Source organism: Rhodoflexus sp. (assembly GCF_053489755.1).
In genome coordinates this window covers 20,550-36,140 of record NZ_JBRCHD010000059.1, presented here as the reverse complement: position 1 = coordinate 36,140, position 15,591 = coordinate 20,550, and the positions used below count along the sequence as shown (strand labels likewise).

15 protein-coding genes are annotated in these 15,591 nt (G+C 47.1%); 4 read left to right on the top strand and 11 right to left on the bottom strand.

The window, feature by feature from the left end:
* The first annotated feature begins 3 nt into the window (after positions 1-3).
* The gene (locus ACWIP2_RS13535) at positions 4-531 is read left to right on the top strand and encodes a metallophosphoesterase family protein (protein ID WP_448520478.1); all 528 of its coding nucleotides are present in this window, start codon (positions 4-6) and stop codon (positions 529-531) included.
* A 799-nt stretch (positions 532-1,330) separates the two neighbouring features.
* Here the strand turns inward: ACWIP2_RS13535 and dnaK are convergent.
* The 8 genes from dnaK to ACWIP2_RS13495 form a co-directional block, all read right to left on the bottom strand.
* On the bottom strand, positions 1,331-3,226 hold the full coding sequence (gene dnaK, locus ACWIP2_RS13530) for a molecular chaperone DnaK (protein ID WP_448520477.1): 1,896 nt from the start codon (positions 3,224-3,226) through the stop codon (positions 1,331-1,333).
* 140 nt (positions 3,227-3,366) lie between these two features.
* Positions 3,367-3,873 carry a Rod shape-determining protein MreD gene (locus ACWIP2_RS13525; RefSeq protein WP_448520476.1) on the bottom strand — a complete coding sequence of 169 codons (507 nt, stop codon included), beginning with the start codon at positions 3,871-3,873 and terminating at the stop codon, positions 3,367-3,369.
* On the bottom strand, positions 3,870-4,703 hold the full coding sequence (mreC, locus tag ACWIP2_RS13520; RefSeq protein WP_448520475.1) for a rod shape-determining protein MreC: 834 nt from the start codon (positions 4,701-4,703) through the stop codon (positions 3,870-3,872). The genes ACWIP2_RS13525 and mreC overlap by 4 nt, the downstream gene beginning before the upstream one ends.
* Positions 4,704-4,739: 36 nt before the next feature.
* Complete coding sequence (locus tag ACWIP2_RS13515; RefSeq protein WP_448520474.1) at positions 4,740-5,765, bottom strand: rod shape-determining protein; 1,026 nt, start codon at positions 5,763-5,765, stop codon at positions 4,740-4,742.
* 72 nt (positions 5,766-5,837) lie between these two features.
* Complete coding sequence (locus ACWIP2_RS13510; RefSeq protein WP_448520473.1) at positions 5,838-6,488, bottom strand: carboxypeptidase-like regulatory domain-containing protein; 651 nt, start codon at positions 6,486-6,488, stop codon at positions 5,838-5,840.
* Positions 6,485-6,982 carry a 5-(carboxyamino)imidazole ribonucleotide mutase gene (gene purE, locus ACWIP2_RS13505; protein ID WP_448520472.1) on the bottom strand — a complete coding sequence of 166 codons (498 nt, stop codon included), beginning with the start codon at positions 6,980-6,982 and terminating at the stop codon, positions 6,485-6,487. Before purE ends, ACWIP2_RS13510 begins: the two co-directional genes overlap by 4 nt.
* Complete coding sequence (locus ACWIP2_RS13500; protein ID WP_448520471.1) at positions 6,983-7,351, bottom strand: transmembrane 220 family protein; 369 nt, start codon at positions 7,349-7,351, stop codon at positions 6,983-6,985.
* A gap of 74 nt (positions 7,352-7,425) precedes the next feature.
* A complete protein-coding gene (locus ACWIP2_RS13495) occupies positions 7,426-8,022 on the bottom strand; it encodes a methyltransferase domain-containing protein (protein WP_448520470.1) in 597 nt (198 codons plus the stop codon).
* 55 nt (positions 8,023-8,077) lie between these two features.
* On the opposite strand from ACWIP2_RS13495, the gene ACWIP2_RS13490 reads away from it, so the two are divergent.
* From ACWIP2_RS13490 to ACWIP2_RS13480, 3 genes are all read left to right on the top strand, one after another.
* The gene (locus ACWIP2_RS13490; protein WP_448520469.1) at positions 8,078-8,209 is read left to right on the top strand and encodes a hypothetical protein; all 132 of its coding nucleotides are present in this window, start codon (positions 8,078-8,080) and stop codon (positions 8,207-8,209) included.
* Positions 8,210-8,289: 80 nt separating this feature from the next.
* Entirely contained in the window at positions 8,290-8,985 is a 696-nt protein-coding gene (locus tag ACWIP2_RS13485) for a response regulator transcription factor (RefSeq protein ID WP_448520468.1), read from the top strand.
* Positions 8,985-10,055 carry a sensor histidine kinase gene (locus tag ACWIP2_RS13480; RefSeq protein WP_448520467.1) on the top strand — a complete coding sequence of 357 codons (1,071 nt, stop codon included), beginning with the start codon at positions 8,985-8,987 and terminating at the stop codon, positions 10,053-10,055. Before ACWIP2_RS13485 ends, ACWIP2_RS13480 begins: the two co-directional genes overlap by 1 nt.
* Here the strand turns inward: ACWIP2_RS13480 and rfbD are convergent.
* The 3 genes from rfbD to hemN all read right to left on the bottom strand — a co-directional run bounded on the left by rfbD (position 10,052) and on the right by hemN (position 15,510).
* Positions 10,052-10,933 (bottom strand): dTDP-4-dehydrorhamnose reductase, encoded by an 882-nt coding sequence (gene rfbD, locus ACWIP2_RS13475; RefSeq protein ID WP_448520466.1) that lies wholly within the window; start codon positions 10,931-10,933, stop codon positions 10,052-10,054. The genes ACWIP2_RS13480 and rfbD overlap by 4 nt on opposite strands.
* On the bottom strand, positions 10,926-13,583 hold the full coding sequence (locus tag ACWIP2_RS13470; RefSeq protein WP_448520465.1) for a M1 family aminopeptidase: 2,658 nt from the start codon (positions 13,581-13,583) through the stop codon (positions 10,926-10,928). The genes rfbD and ACWIP2_RS13470 overlap by 8 nt, the downstream gene beginning before the upstream one ends.
* 481 nt (positions 13,584-14,064) lie before the next feature.
* Complete coding sequence (gene hemN / locus ACWIP2_RS13465) at positions 14,065-15,510, bottom strand: oxygen-independent coproporphyrinogen III oxidase (protein ID WP_448520464.1); 1,446 nt, start codon at positions 15,508-15,510, stop codon at positions 14,065-14,067.
* Positions 15,511-15,591 lie beyond the last annotated feature (81 nt).

The window sequence follows — 15,591 nt, the reverse complement described above, 5'->3', positions numbered from 1 at the left end:
CTAATGTCATTGATTCGCATCGGACTGATCTCTGATACGCACGGTTATTTAGATCCGCGCGTATCAGATTTTTTTATGGGCTGCGACGAAATCTGGCATGCCGGCGACATCGGCAGCCTCGAAGTCGCAGCGCAACTGGCTGCTATCAAGCCGCTGCGGGCTGTGTACGGCAACATTGACAACCGCGAAATTTGCCAAACCTACCCCGAACACCAGTTGTTTGAATGCGGCAACCTGAAAATCTGGATGACGCATATCGGCGGCTACCCGCCGCGATACACGGCAGCGATCAAGAAACAACTAGACAGCATTCGCCCTGATATTTTCATTTGCGGGCATTCGCATATTTTAAAGATCATTCCCGATACTACACGAAACCTCCTGCATCTCAACCCGGGTGCTGCCGGACACGAGGGCTTCCATCAGATGCGCACGCTGTTGCGATTTGCCGTTGATGCAACCCAATACAGTATGGCTGCTATCAGTCAGTTAGAGGTAATTGAGTTGGGCAAACGCGGCAAGCAGTCTTAGCTATGGCACCTTCCACTACAAAGAGTATTTACCTTCCGATAGTGGACATGGATTCGCTTATGGGTAGGTAGTTGGGGCGATCATTTTCCTGACTTCCGCGCTTTTTTGCGTACAATTTTGCAACTACAATAAAATCAATGAGTTAACATGTTGCTGTAATGGTTTTTGGGTGTTAATTTAATTCCTTACCATTGAAGGGCAAGCCACTGTAAGCATTGACCGCGAGAAACTCAGACAGGATGAGCGTTGGGACGGTCTGAAAGGTTATCTGACCAATACGAATCTGTCAGCCCAACAAATTATAGAATACTACGGGCAACTCTGGCAAATAGAGCAGGCCCAAATCAGACCTGAAAATCAGACCGATTGATCACCGGTTGCAGCGAAGAATTGAGGCACATATCTGTATTTCTTTTGCCGCCTACAAAATCTACAAAGAACTGGAACGGCAACTAAAAACCGTACAAGCACCATTCAGCCCTGCCAAAGCACTTGAAATAACTGAAACTATCTGCGAAATAACTGTTTTGTTACCCCAAAAGCAGCAAGCCAAAAAGAAAATACTACTGCTCACCGAGGAACAAAGATTACTTGCGCGACTTTTTCAGCTTGGGTGTTAAAACGCGGAAGTCAGGAAAAAGGGGCAGGGATGATTTCAATGCTACTACCAATATGAAATCTCTATGGGATAAAAACTGCATGGTAGATGATTCATTTTAGGATGAGTTCTTTCTGAGGCTAATTACAAAAAAAGCCATCCCACAATAATCGGAATGGCTTTTGATATGCTGTTCAGCAATTACTTTTTCACTTCTTCGTAATCTACGTCAGTAACGTCAGGGTTTTCGCTATTACCCGCTGCGCCGTTTGCACCTGCTGCTGAGCCCTTAGTTCCTGCCGCCTGATACATCTCCTGCGAAGCGGCATTCCATGCGCCGTTCAAGGCTTCCATCGCGCGGTCAATTGCTGCTACGTCTTTTTGTGCGTGTGCATTACGCAAATCTGCCAGTGCTGCCTCAATAGCCGACTTGTTACCCGCAGATAGTTTGTCGCCGTATTCTTTCAACTGCTTTTCTGTCTGGAAAATCATAGAATCTGCGGCATTTATTTTCTCTATTTTTTCTCTTTCTGCTTTATCAGCTGCCTCATTGGCGCGTGCCTCTTCGCGCATCCGTTGGATCTCCTGCTCGGTCAGACCTGAGGAGGCTTCGATGCGGATATGCTGCTTTTTCTGTGTACCCAAATCCATTGCAGAAACGTTCAGAATACCATTGGCATCAATGTCGAACGTTACCTCGATTTGCGGCACACCGCGTGGGGCAGGTGGAATGCCGTCTAAGTGAAAACGACCAATGGTGCGGTTGTCTTTGGCCATCGCACGCTCGCCCTGCAATACGTGAATTTCTACTGAAGGCTGATTGTCGGCAGCAGTAGAGAATATCTGCGATTTTTTGGTTGGGATAGTGGTGTTTGCTTCAATCAGTTTGGTAAATACGCCACCCATGGTTTCAATACCCAGCGAAAGCGGGGTAACGTCGAGCAGAAGCACGTCTTTTACCTCACCGGTGAGTACACCGCCCTGAATAGCCGCACCGATAGCCACTACTTCGTCAGGGTTGACACCTTTGGAAGGCTTCTTACCAAAGAATTTTTCAACTTCTTCCTGAATTTTTGGAATGCGAGTAGAACCGCCCACCAAAATCACCTCGTCAATATCGGCGGGAGTCAATCCTGCGTTTTTCATTGCGCGGCGGCATGGCTCTAATGTGCGCTGTACCAGATGATCTACCAATTGCTCGAATTTAGCACGGCTCAGGGTGCGCACCAAGTGTTTAGGAATGCCATCTACCGGCATAATATACGGCAGGTTAATATCTGCTGTAGAAGAACTTGAAAGTTCAATTTTAGCTTTTTCTGCTGCTTCTTTTAAGCGCTGCAATGCCATGGGGTCTTTGCGCAGGTCAACGCCTTCGTCTTTCTGGAACTCATCAGCCAGCCAGTTGATGATGCACTGGTCAAAGTCGTCGCCACCCAAGTGGATATCGCCGTCTGTTGATTTTACTTCGAATACGCCATCGCCCAGTTCCAGAATAGACACGTCGAACGTACCGCCACCTAGGTCAAATACAGCGATTTTCATGTCTTTGTGCTTCTTATCCAAGCCATAGGCGAGTGCAGCAGCAGTAGGCTCGTTGATGATGCGCTTTACATCTAAACCTGCAATTTGTCCGGCTTCTTTAGTGGCTTGGCGCTCTGCATCGTTAAAATAAGCAGGCACCGTAATAACGGCTTCAGTTACCGTAGTTCCCAGATATTCTTCTGCGGTTGCCTTCATTTTTTGGAGGATCATCGCAGAAATTTCCTGTGGTGTATAAAGACGATCTTTGATACGCACGCGAGGAGTATCGTTGTTGCCGCGTTCTACTGTATAAGAAACAGTGGCAAGTTCACCTTGCACATCGTTAAATTTCTTACCCATGAAACGCTTGATAGACATTACCGTATTCTTGGGGTTGGTAATTGCCTGACGCTTGGCAGGGTCTCCTACTTTGCGCTCCCCGTTGTCCATAAATGCTACAATAGACGGTGTAGTGCGTTTGCCTTCGCTGTTCACGATAACGGTAGGCTCATTGCCTTCCATTACTGCCACGCATGAGTTTGTGGTGCCAAGGTCAATACCGATAATTTTTCCCATAATTGTTTGTCGTTTTATTGCTGTTGTGAGATCAGATACAATGGTTGAAGATGTTTAATCATTCATTCCCAATGATTTTCACAAGGCATATGCCACGCCCGTGTTTCAGCAGCCAAACTGACATAATGGCAGAATAAAACTCAATTGCGATGGAACAGGATCTGAAAAACGGTAATTACGACTACTGTAAAAATGCTGCTGAACAAAGTTGTCAGCAGTACATGGGTAATTGCTGACAGACGAAAAGCCTCGATGAGAAAAAGTGCCAAATGATGTATGGCGACCATCAAACTGCTGTAGGTCAGAAACCAGCGCGTACCCATAACTGATAAAAGAGGCTGTGCAGAAGTATCATAACCTCCGCTGGGAACAATGAGGTTCAGCAAATATGGGCGGAGAAAGGCGATTAGTGTGCAAGCTGCCGTATGTAGTCCACCGGTAGTGTAAAAAACATCTACCAAAAAGCCCAGTAAAAAAGCCTGTAACATCAGTTGCCAGGGTTTGGTATCGAAGGGTAGCAGCAAGAGCGGAACTAAATAAATAAAGCACAACGCCTGATCGAAGAGAACTACATCTTTAAAAAAAGCGACTTGCAGCAAAACATAAACAGCAAAGCGGACGAACGTAGCGAAATATTGTTTAATCATAAGGCACTATTTTGAGCTGCTTTTGGAATAGCTGCTTTTTTCTTTAGCTCCTCTATCTCTTTTGCCTGCTTATGCCCGACAATATACACCTGACTCAATGCGGCGTAATTGGTGTTCAGTCGCACTTGCAGATCTAAGAAGGCATTTCCGCTAATCGCAGAGGTACCATAGCGGATGCCGGATATGATACCAATAGGCAAATCGGGAGGGTACACCGCATTGAAACCTGCCGTAACGATGGTATCTCCCAAAGCTACCTTTTCGTGTTGTCCAACATATAAAAGGTCTGCCTCCGTGATATTACTTTTACCCCATCGGAGCGTACCCAAAACACCTAATCGCTTGATTTTGACAGATACGCTCAGGTCGTTGTGCAGGAAAGAGTAGGCAATTGAAGCATTTGCGGTAACGGTCTTGATCTTACCGACAACTCCATTAGCTACGATAATGCCCATACCCGGTGCTACACCGTCATTGGTGCCTTTGTCGAGCATGATATAATTATTTTGCAAGGCTGTAGAATTCGCAATTACACGCGCAGGGATAAAATCATAGCCACTAATGTAAAGCGAATCGCACCGACTCTCGCCGGTTTGGCTGCGTTGGTTGAGTCTTTTCAACAGAAGCGCGTTCTCCTCTGCTAGAATTTCGTTGCGTTGCTGCAAATAAATATACTGCCGGACGGACTCGCGCGTACGGTTATATGAAGAAGCAATGCTCGAAATAAAGCTAAAAAATGCTGCACGCTGATAGGCATTATTGCCTACGATTAGTCCGAAGGCAAGCAGTTCTAACAATAAAAACAGAAAGAAGTTTCTGTAACGAGCCAACAGAAGCAGTAATTGCCGCACTGTTTCGGTTGAGAATTAGGTCATCAAAACACTCTTATACTCATTCAACTTAGCAAGAGCCACGCCTGTACCGCGCACAACAGCACGCAAAGGATCTTCTGCCACATGAATTGGCAGTTTAGTTTTCATGTACAGTCGCTTGTCTAAGCCGCGCAGCAATGCACCGCCACCTGTCAGGTGGATGCCATTGTCATAAATATCCGCAGCAAGTTCAGGCGGGGATATTTCCAATGCCTTAAGTACGGCTTCCTCTATTTTGGAAATAGACTTATCAATTGCAAAGGCAATTTCGGGATAAGAAACCTTCACTACCTTTGGAATACCTGTCATCAGATCGCGCCCGCGTACCTCATAGTCATCGGGCGGATTGTCTAACTCTGCAAGTGCAGAACCTACTTCTATCTTGATTCGCTCTGCAGTACGCTCGCCAATCAGCAGGTTGTGCTGGCGGCGCATATAGTCCAGAATATCGCGATTGAATACGTCGCCGGCCGTGCGTACTGACTGGTCGCAAACGATGCCTGAAAGTGCGATAACCGCAATCTCAGTTGTACCGCCTCCAATATCAACGATCATCGTTCCAACAGGCTTTTCGATATCAATACCGATACCAATGGCTGCGGCGATAGGCTCGTGGATCATATAGACCTCTTTTGCGCCTGCATGCTCGGCAGAATCGCGTACCGCACGTTTCTCTACTTCGGTAATGCCCGAAGGAATACAAATGACCATGCGATGAGAGGGAGAAATGAGCCGCTTTCCGGTATCAATCATCTTGATCATACCGCGAATCATATGTTCAGCGGCATGGAAATCGGCAATTACCCCGTCGCGCAGCGGGCGGATTGTCTTGATGTTTTCGTGCGTTTTTTCGTGCATCATCATGGCATCTCTGCCAATGGCGATCACCTTGTTAGTAGCTTTATCCATCGCAATAATGGATGGCTCATCTACTACTATTTTATTTTTATGTAGGATCAGCGTATTGGCCGTACCTAAGTCAATGGCAATATCGCTTGAAAATATGTCAAAAAGTCCCATTTATTTACTTTGCATTTCGGCGTTTCTTGATGATTTATTACTTGGGGTGCAAAATTATGCAATTTAACTTGGTTAATCGTTTTTCTTTTTCTTCAAGTCCCCTCTTTTGATAGATTGAATGAATTGCGCCCATGCAAAAGGATTAAGCAAAGGCAGCGTGGTGGCAAAGTTTCGATTGGCCATCGTATTGATACTGGTATTCATATAGTTGCGGTAATTTAGGCTACCATCCATTGGCATAGCTGCCGACATGCGCACTAAGCGCTCCTGTGCCAGATTGCGCTCCATATTTTCGTACTTTTCCTGATCGGGAAGTTTCAGGGCAATGAAGGCTTCTTTGAACAACTCTTCGGTAGGGAAAGGTAAGATTTCTACCTCAGGCAGGAATGTGCTTTCGATATTGAGGTTAATCATCACTGAAAAGGCGTTGTCTTCGCGGCGCGGAATCACCAATTTATGCGTCTTGTAGCCTATGGCACTGATAACGACCGTATCGCCTACAAGCACAGGCATAGTAAAAAAGCCCAACGGATCGGTTACTGTTCCGCGTCCTGCACGAGGAACGTACACGTGTACGCCGCGCACACCGTAGGAGCTGTCGCCATCCACGATAATACCCGAAAAGGTGATCACTTTGCGCTCGCCTTGTGCCTGCGCATTTTCTGCAGTCAGCAGCCCTGCCAGCAAGAGCAGCCCTGCCATGAGTTGAATAATGCGGTTCATTGTTTCACGTCTTTTATGTGTTCTACTTCCGCAACGGTCTCTAGCACCTTGTCGTTAAGCGACTGTTTGAAAGCTGCCAGTGCTTCTGCTACCCGATAGTCGTAGGTACTGATGATTTGCGCTGCCAGAATGCCTGCATTTTTAGCCCCATCCAGCGCTACAGTAGCTACGGGAACGCCGGCAGGCATTTGCAAAATAGAAAGTACCGAGTCCCAACCGTCTATGGAATTGGATGATTTTATTGGTACACCAATAACGGGCAAAGTGGTAATAGCGGCCACCATGCCCGGCAGATGCGCTGCACCACCTGCACCTGCTATGATTACTTTCAGCCCTCTTTCGCGGGCAGTTTGCGCATAGGCTACCATGCGCAGCGGGGTGCGATGTGCCGAAACGATGGTAAGCTCGTAAGCGATCCGCCACTCGTCTAACACTGCTGCTGCCTGTTGCATAACGGGCAGATCAGATTTGCTCCCCATGATAATACCAACCATTTAATTCAATTTTTTTGCCGAAAAGTAATGAAAAATGAAACAAGCCAATGCCAGCATCAGTCCAAAGCATTCGCGAGATTCTTCGATATACATCCGATCTGCCGACATGCCTGTTATCAGACTTACTTCCGAATGATTCATTAGCCAGTCGAAAACGCTGGGCAGCAGATAAAGCACGCCACCTGTACAAATCACTCCGCCTGTAACAATCGTCCACATCTTGTAAATGCGAAACAGCGCCATAAGCGAAACTATTGCCACACTGCCATAAATGCCTGTCCACAAATAAGGATCGGGATCGTCGAGTTGGAACCATGCAAACAAGGCAAAAATACCTGCCAAAAAACCATTGAAGATTTTCAGCAACATACGTATTGAGGCAATTAATGCAGCAATTTACGAACTATGCCCCGATTGGCAGCTACCCTACAGCCTAAAATTAGTTAAAAACGCTCTAAACAGATGAACAACTCGCTGCCTGCACGTGGTTTAATGCTGTTGTAGCAAGGTGAAAAATGTTTATAGCGGAAATAAGGATCAAAATATTGGCGGTATTCCTCTGCATGGCCGCCAAAAGGAGGACGGTCGCTGTTCATTGGGGCATTGAACAGCACTCCGGCCAGTTTGCCGCCGGGTACGATTAGTTCGTGCATTTTACGGGCATAATCGGCGCGCAATGTAGGATGCAATGCGCAAAAGAATGTCTGCTCGATCACCCAATCGAAATTGCCGCGCAGGGTAAAAAAATCGGCTTCTATGAGTTGATTTTCAGGGAAATCAGGAATGCGATTTCGCAAGTTCGTCAGCGGCTCGGCGGCAATATCCACCACAAAAACATTACTAAAACCCTGTTGCCAAAGGTATTCTGCCTCGTACGCATTGCCTGCCCCGGGAATCAATATACGGCTACTTTTTGCAGCCTCAGGCAGCTGGTCTATGTATTCTTTTAGCGGGGTGCTGATGCGGCCAATGTCCCAGCCTGTTTCGCAAGCGCGATAGCGGCTGCTCCAATAAGATTTGTCTAAATTGAGTGTTGTCATAGGTAAGCAATTTAAATACACACTTTACTATTCTGAAAAGTCAAGAAGACTTTCTTTGAAAACATCGCACGGGCTACCTGATTACTCCTCAGCACGCGCTCGTTTCACCGACTATCCAACCAATGTGATTACAGACAGCATTGCAGATAGCAAATCGGGCAGGCGTTTTTACCTGCTCAAGCCCTAAATTTAACCAATTCTTTACGCTCCATTCAACCAAAAGTAAAGCGCAAGCAAGTAACTTTGTATGAATAAACCATGACCTACATGACGACAAAAGCCCATAAAGTGATGGTGGTGGACGATGAGCCGGATATTCTCGAATTGCTCACCTATAACCTCGAAAAGGAGGGCTATGAGGTCAAAGCTGCTACCAATGGTAAAAAAGCAGTAACGCTGGCCCAATCTTTCCAGCCCGAACTGATCTTGATGGACATTATGATGCCTGTGATGGATGGCGTGGAAGCGTGCCGCCAAATCCGAGAAATGCCCGAAATGCGCAATACGTTTATTATCTTCCTCACGGCGCGCTCGGAAGAGTACTCGGAAGTAGCTGCCTTTGACAATGGGGCTGATGATTACCTAACCAAACCCATCAAGCCGCGCGCACTGATGAGCCGCATCAATGCTGTGTTCCGCCGCGAATCGCAAAAAACTTCTTCTGAAGAGCACCATTTGATTGAGATTGGCGATTTATCTATTGACCGCGATAGCTACACGCTCTATAAAGGCGATACGCCGATAGCATTGCCCAAAAAAGAGTTTGAACTACTCTTCTTTCTGGCAAGCAATTCCGGTAAGGTGTACAATCGCGATGAGTTATTGCAAAACATCTGGGGTAATGATGTGTACGTATTGGCACGCACGGTAGATGTACATATCCGCCGCATCCGCGAAAAAATAGGCGAACACTATATCAAAACCATTAAAGGTGTAGGTTACAAATTTGAAGCGCCCGAATAATGCTGATTAATTCGCGTGCAGTCGCCCTGCTCTTGGCTGTTTCAGTGGCTGCTATTACGGCAGCTTTTCTTTCTCTAGTTAATGATGTAAGTACGTTTGTCATTGTGCTTGCGTTTTGCCTTGCCTTTGCTGCCTGCTTTATCCTGACTTTTATCACGCTCGAATTCCTAATTTTTCGCGAGATCAAAAACCTCTACAAAGCCATTGACAAAATCAACCGGCAGGATTTTAAGGCTGCTGCCGAACTGTTAGACAATCTGAAACCTTCTGGCAACCCGCTCAAACGCGCAAATCAGCAGATCTTGGCATATGCCTCTCAAAAACAGTCAGAAATTGACGAACTTAAAAAAATGGAGGCTTTTCGGCGGGAGTTTATTGCCGATGTATCACATGAATTGAAAACACCCTTGTTTGCAGCACAGGGTTTTGTGCTTACGCTGCTCGACGGGGCAATTGACGACGAAAACGTGCGGTACAAATTCCTCAAAAAAGCCGCCCGCAGTCTGGACGGATTGAGTATGCTCGTACAAGATCTGCTCACACTCACACAGATAGAGTCGGGGCAAATTACGATGCAGTTCGAAGATTTTGACATCGTACAACTAACGCTCAATGTATTTGAGCAATTGGAGGAAAAAGCCGCTCGCCGCGCTATAGCATTATATCTGGAAAACCCACCTAACGAGCGCTTTTTCGTACACGCAGACTATAACCGAATCGTGCAGGTGCTTACCAATTTGATTAGTAATGCAATCAAATACGGCAATGAACAGGGGCAGGTCAGAGTGGGCTTTATGGCAGACAACAGCCGCGTACAGGTCAGGGTTTCCGACGACGGGCCGGGTATTCCGCGCGAGCATCAGCGACGGATCTTCGAGCGCTTCTACCGCATCGAAAAGAGCAGATCGCGCAAACAAGGTGGTTCCGGGCTGGGGCTGGCAATTGTGAAGCACATCCTCGACAAACACAATACCGATATAGAACTACATAGCGAAGTAGGCGTTGGCACTACTTTCACTTTTTACCTGCCCAAACCCGAAGCCATAGCAGCCGACAAGCCGCAGTCCTAAAATTGCTGCATATCCATTTGCAACAAACACCTGTGCAGGCTTTCGCGCCAATGCGGAATTTGCAAATCAAAAGCCTTTCTAATCTTAGCCTTGTTCATCAGGCTATAATGCGGACGGCGCGCAGGCGTAGGATACTCACTCGTCGGTATTGGATGCAAGCGAATATCTAATCGGGCAAACTCAAAAACTGCATGGGCAAAATCGTACCATGAAGCCACACCTTCGTTGCTGTAGTGATACAAACCGTAAGCGGGCGCTGCACTGTGGTCATGCCCGACTATTGTCATGATAGCATGGGCAAGATCTTCGGCAAAAGTGGGCGTACCTATCTGATCGTCAATGACCTTAAGTTCGACGCGCTCCTTGCCAAGGCGCAGCATGGTTTTCACAAAATTATTACCATACGGCGAATACAGCCATGAAGTCCGTACAATTATATGGGGGATTCCGGCTCCTTGCAACGCAAGTTCGCCCTGTCGCTTACTTTCGCCATAGTAATTCAGCGGTGCAGTTGGGTCTTCCTCTCTCAGCGGAACGGACTTGCTGCCATCGAATACAAAATCGGTAGAAATATGCAGCATAGTTGCGCCGTAATTTCTACAAGCCGCAGCTAACAATTGTACCGCTTCCACATTGACAGCATAAGCCGCCTCGCGCGCGCTTTCTGCCTTATCAACAGCCGTATAGGCGGCGGCGTTGACGCACCAATCGGGGCGATAGCGTTCAAAGGCTTCGGCTATACTTTGCGTATCGGTAATATCTAAGGTATCAATATCTGTAAAAACGAATGCAAAGGCATCGTAGGCGGGCGCTATCTGGCGCAGGGTTTGCCCCAATTGTCCATTTGCGCCCGTTATTAGCAGCACGGGCTTACTCATTAGATTTGAACATGATGCGATAATAGTCTAATACCCGCTCGTCTTTTTCTGACTTTTTAATGTCTTCCATCATCGCTTTAACGCTCGGTAGTTCGTCAATAAAAACAAGCGCACCAAAGGCAGAAATACGCGTTTCGTAGTTGCTGTGGCGACGGGCATAGTCTGCCAGCACTTTTGCCCCCTCCAACTGCATTGCCTCAGGCTGTTCGGCAAGGTAACTGCCAAAGTAGTTGAACATGTAGTTCAGTTCAAAGCCACTGCGGCGGGCCATCGCCTTCACAAACCAATCGTATTTGTCTAATACTTTAAAATAGCTGTAAAATTCTGCCAATGTTTTGACAACCAGAAAGTTCTGTAAACCTTCAAACTGCTCTACATAGCTAATCGCATCCTCGCCGCCCGAATTTGCATAAGCATACAAGGAATTGACTAATACGGTGTAAGAACTGTCTTTCATGGTATGGGTAAAAAATGAAGGATTAACCCTACCCGAAAGGGTATTAACAGCAGAAGCGCGCGCCAGCGAATGCTCGTCGTTGAGCGCGATATTCTTGATCTTATCAATCAGATTTTCTTCTAATTGCTCCTGACTTTCGAGCATCTGTACTGCCATTTGACGGATCTGCCAAGTGCGGTCGTTCAGCGCCTCTACAGCAGCAGCAAGCAGCACTTCGTTGTAGGCTGTCTCATTAGCTCCTGCCTTGTCTTGATCTGCTTCTTCCCACATCTTTTGCAGTGCTTCTAAGGCTTTACGACGCACAAGCATTCTTTCAGCATTTTTAAGTTGGTACATCCACTCTTCTTTGGTTTTTTCATGGCGGATAATGCCTACTAATTGCGCATCGCCGTCTAATACAACTGCGTCGGGCTTTTGCGCCACAGCAAAACGGAAACTCTGCTCGCGCTTGTTGATTTCGATCTTCTGTCTGATTTTCTGACCGTTTACCCAATAGTCCAGCATCATCGGCAAACGATAGACAGCGGGGGTATAGGTAGTATCGTGTACCTGCTTTACATTAATCGTCAGCAAGCCATCGGCATAGGTATGGTTTACGTCTAACTCAGGATGTCCCGGACTCATGAACCACTGATCGTAGAACCAGTTCATGTCCATGCCTGTAACTTCTTCAAAAGCCAGACGCAGGTCGTGGATCTCGGCTTTGCCGTACTGATGCTTCTTTAGGTAGTGGCGCAGGGAAGCAAAGAAGGCATCATCCCCCAGAATATTGCGCAACATATTCACAATTAGCCCACCTTTGGCATAGGAATGGCTATCGAACATGTCCTCTTTGTCGCGGTAATAGTAGCGGATCAGTGGCTCGCGCTTGGAATACGACTCGTTCAGGTATTGCTCCCACTCTGTCTGCCAGAATTCGTCTGCCGCATCCTGCCCGTATTTATGCTGCTGCCAGAGGTACTCGCTGTAGGTGGCAAACGACTCGTTCAGCGGCAGGTTTGCCCAGCTTTCGCAAGTTACCAAATCGCCAAACCAATGGTGGAAAAGCTCGTGCGCGATAATATTGTCCCAGTTGTCGTCTATCAGGTAGCGATTGTCAACCTGCAGTTGCTCCATGAAGATGGAGGCAGAGGTATTTTCCATGGCACCCGATACAAAGTCGCGTACAACAACCTGCGCATACTTGTCCCAAGGATAAGGATAGTCTAACAGGTCGGAGAAAAAGGTCATCATCTCAGGAGTACGCCCAAAAATTGCCCTTGCATAGGGCGCATATTCAGGCTCTACGTAGTAGCTCACCTCTTTGCCGCGCCAGGTATCTTTGATAACCGCATATTTACCAATAGCCATCATGAAAAGATAAGGCGCATGAGGAAGGTCTTGCCTCCAGTGGTCGGTACGCGTACCATCTTTGTTGATCTTAGAACTCACCAAACGCCCGTTGCTCAGGCTAACAAAGGCAGTATCTACCGTAATAAACATCTCTTGCGTAGTTTTTACGTTAGGCGCATCAAAGGTCGGAAACCAACAGGAACTTGCTTCGGTCTCGCCCTGTGTCCAGATCTGCTGCGGCTTGTGCGGATCTTCGCCCGTATGGTTGATGAAATACAAACCACGGCGATCGGTAATGGCAGCGCTGCCCTGTGTATTCAGTTCGTAGGGCTTGGCTGTATAGCGGATGCGCAGTGTCAGCTCGTCGTTGCGGGTATAGGTCTTGTCTAAGCCAATGCGGATTTGACTGCCGTCGTAGGAATAGCCCAGCGCCTTGCCCGATTTGTCTGCCAGCAGCACCTCGTGCAGATCGAAACCCTTCGCATCTAAAATAACACTGTCTTGCGGGAAGAAGTGCGGCTGCATGGTTAGCGTCGCAACACCGTTTAAATGCCGTTTTTGCCAGTTGAACGATACTTCGAGTTTGGTATGCTTCAACTTGAAGTGTCGGGTGCGTTCAGGATTGTATTGCCAGCGCGTAGGCGCCCACACACCTACACTTGTGTCCCATGTGTTGATCGAATCTTTCTCCTCAGAGTCGGCTGCCTCTACTGCAACTGGAATCTCTTTGGATTTTCCCTTTGCCACATTGCCACTACTACCTGACGACCGGCTCATTTTTGGCTGACAGGCATAAATAAACAGAGCAATGATCAGACTTAAAACACTAAGTGTTGCAGGTCGGATGTTACTTGTAATCATTTGTTTGGTGATTAACTCAATAAAAAAAGCCCTTTTCGAGGGCTTTTTTGTTAATGTTCTGTTAATTTCTGATCAAACGCACAACATATGTACCATTATTGCGTTTATCAGTTTGTTTTCATTTTCATATTTACTATTGAGAAAGCCCTGTTAGTATCTAACAGGGTTTTTTGTTGCTTGTTGATCAAGGTCGTAATTCTTTAACCAGAGCGTTTGCACATTTACTGGAGAGAGCATGAACTTGTCTCAAATATATATACTCTTAACAAAGATGCAAAACATCTGTAATCGGTAATAAGAAACGCGCGATATGAAAAAGTGTTAAAAACCTGCCTAATATTGAATAGTTTACTGTAAAAAGTAGCTTTCACTAAAAAAATAATAAATAACGCGCCCCCTTTTTAGAAAACATCTATTTTTTAAGTGCTGCAAAAAAATATTCATTTGGAAACAAGTTGAGTGAAAACCGGATAAGTTACCCTCAAATAGCCTTACTAAACAATGCCTGTGCCTCATTCCGATATAAAAAGGCATCGAAGGCTGCGCAGATATGCCGCACCAAAAGCCGTCCTTTGGGCAGCACCTCTACTGTATCTTCTGTGGTGCTGACAAGCCCGTCAGCGGCGAAAGTGGCCAGTTTAGCCCGAATATGCGCTGCAAAATCTGCGTCGAAGTATTCATGCGTAAAGCTCGTGCGATCGGTGCACATCAGGTCTAAAATGTGCCTGCGGAGGTGCAGGTCTTCTTCGCTCAGCAGATGTCCGCCAACCAGCGGCAGGCGCCCCTCAGCAATTGCCTGCTGATAGCCTTCTACCGTTTTTTCGTTTTGTGCAAAAGCTGTCCATGTGTCGCTGATGGAAGATGCGCCCAAGCCAATTACTAATTTGTGGTTGGTAGTAGTGTAGCCCATAAAATTGCGGTGCAGTTTGCCGCTGTGATAGGCTTTCAGCAACTTATCTGATGGCAAAGCAAAGTGATCCATGCCAATAGCTTCGTATCCCATATCGGTCAGCAGGTGGTTGCCGAGGCTGTACATGCTGATCTTCTCGTCTGCCTTCGGTACATCCTCGTCTGTATAGCGGCGCTGTCCTTTGCTTTTCCAAGGTACATGAGCATAAGAGTAAAACGCGATCCGATCGGGTTTAAATTCAGACAGCCTGCCAATGGTCATGGCAATGCTTTGCAGGGTTTGTTTGGGCAGCCCGTACACCAAATCTACGTTCACGCTTTCGTAGCCCAGTCCACGCGCCCATTGTACGACGCGGTTGGTCTGCTCGAAGGTCTGCGGACGGTTGATGATGTACTGCACCTGCGGGTCGAAGTCCTGTACGCCAAGGCTGATCCGATTGAATCCTACTTCTTGCAAGGCCCGCAAGTGCGCCGCTGTGGTATAGTTGGGATGCACCTCTACACTGAACTCGTGGTCGTCCGCTCTTTCGGCGTGTTGCATAATGCCTTTGATGAGGCGTTGCAGATTCTCCGGCGAAAAGAACGTAGGTGTACCGCCGCCCAAGTGAATTTCTTTGATAACAGGCTTGCTCTCAAACAGTTGCAGGTACATTTGCCACTCTTGCAGCACACTTTCCAGATACGGCGTTTCTACAGCATGGTTTTTTGTGATGCGCTTATTGCAGGCGCAATAGGTACAGAGTTCTTCACAAAAAGGCAGGTGAATATAAAGGCAAAGGGTTTGGTTTTCTGCTGCGAACCGTTCGCGCACCGCAGATGCCCATAGCTGCACGTTGAGGCTCGCATGATTCCAGTAGGGAACGGTCGGGTAGCTCGTGTAGCGCGGCAACGCCACATCGTAGCGATGCAATAGCGCTTTGAGTTCGGCTTCGTTCATGGCAGTAGTTTGTTCTTTATTGGCAAATTTACTTCTGTCGGGTATTTTTTCCTGACTTTGTGGCTGAACGTTTTTTACCACCTGTGGCAGCGTTCTAAAAATTGGGGCTGCCCGACAATGCCAAGCAGTCCCTGTAATACGTTCTTGGGGGTTGTGTGCCTT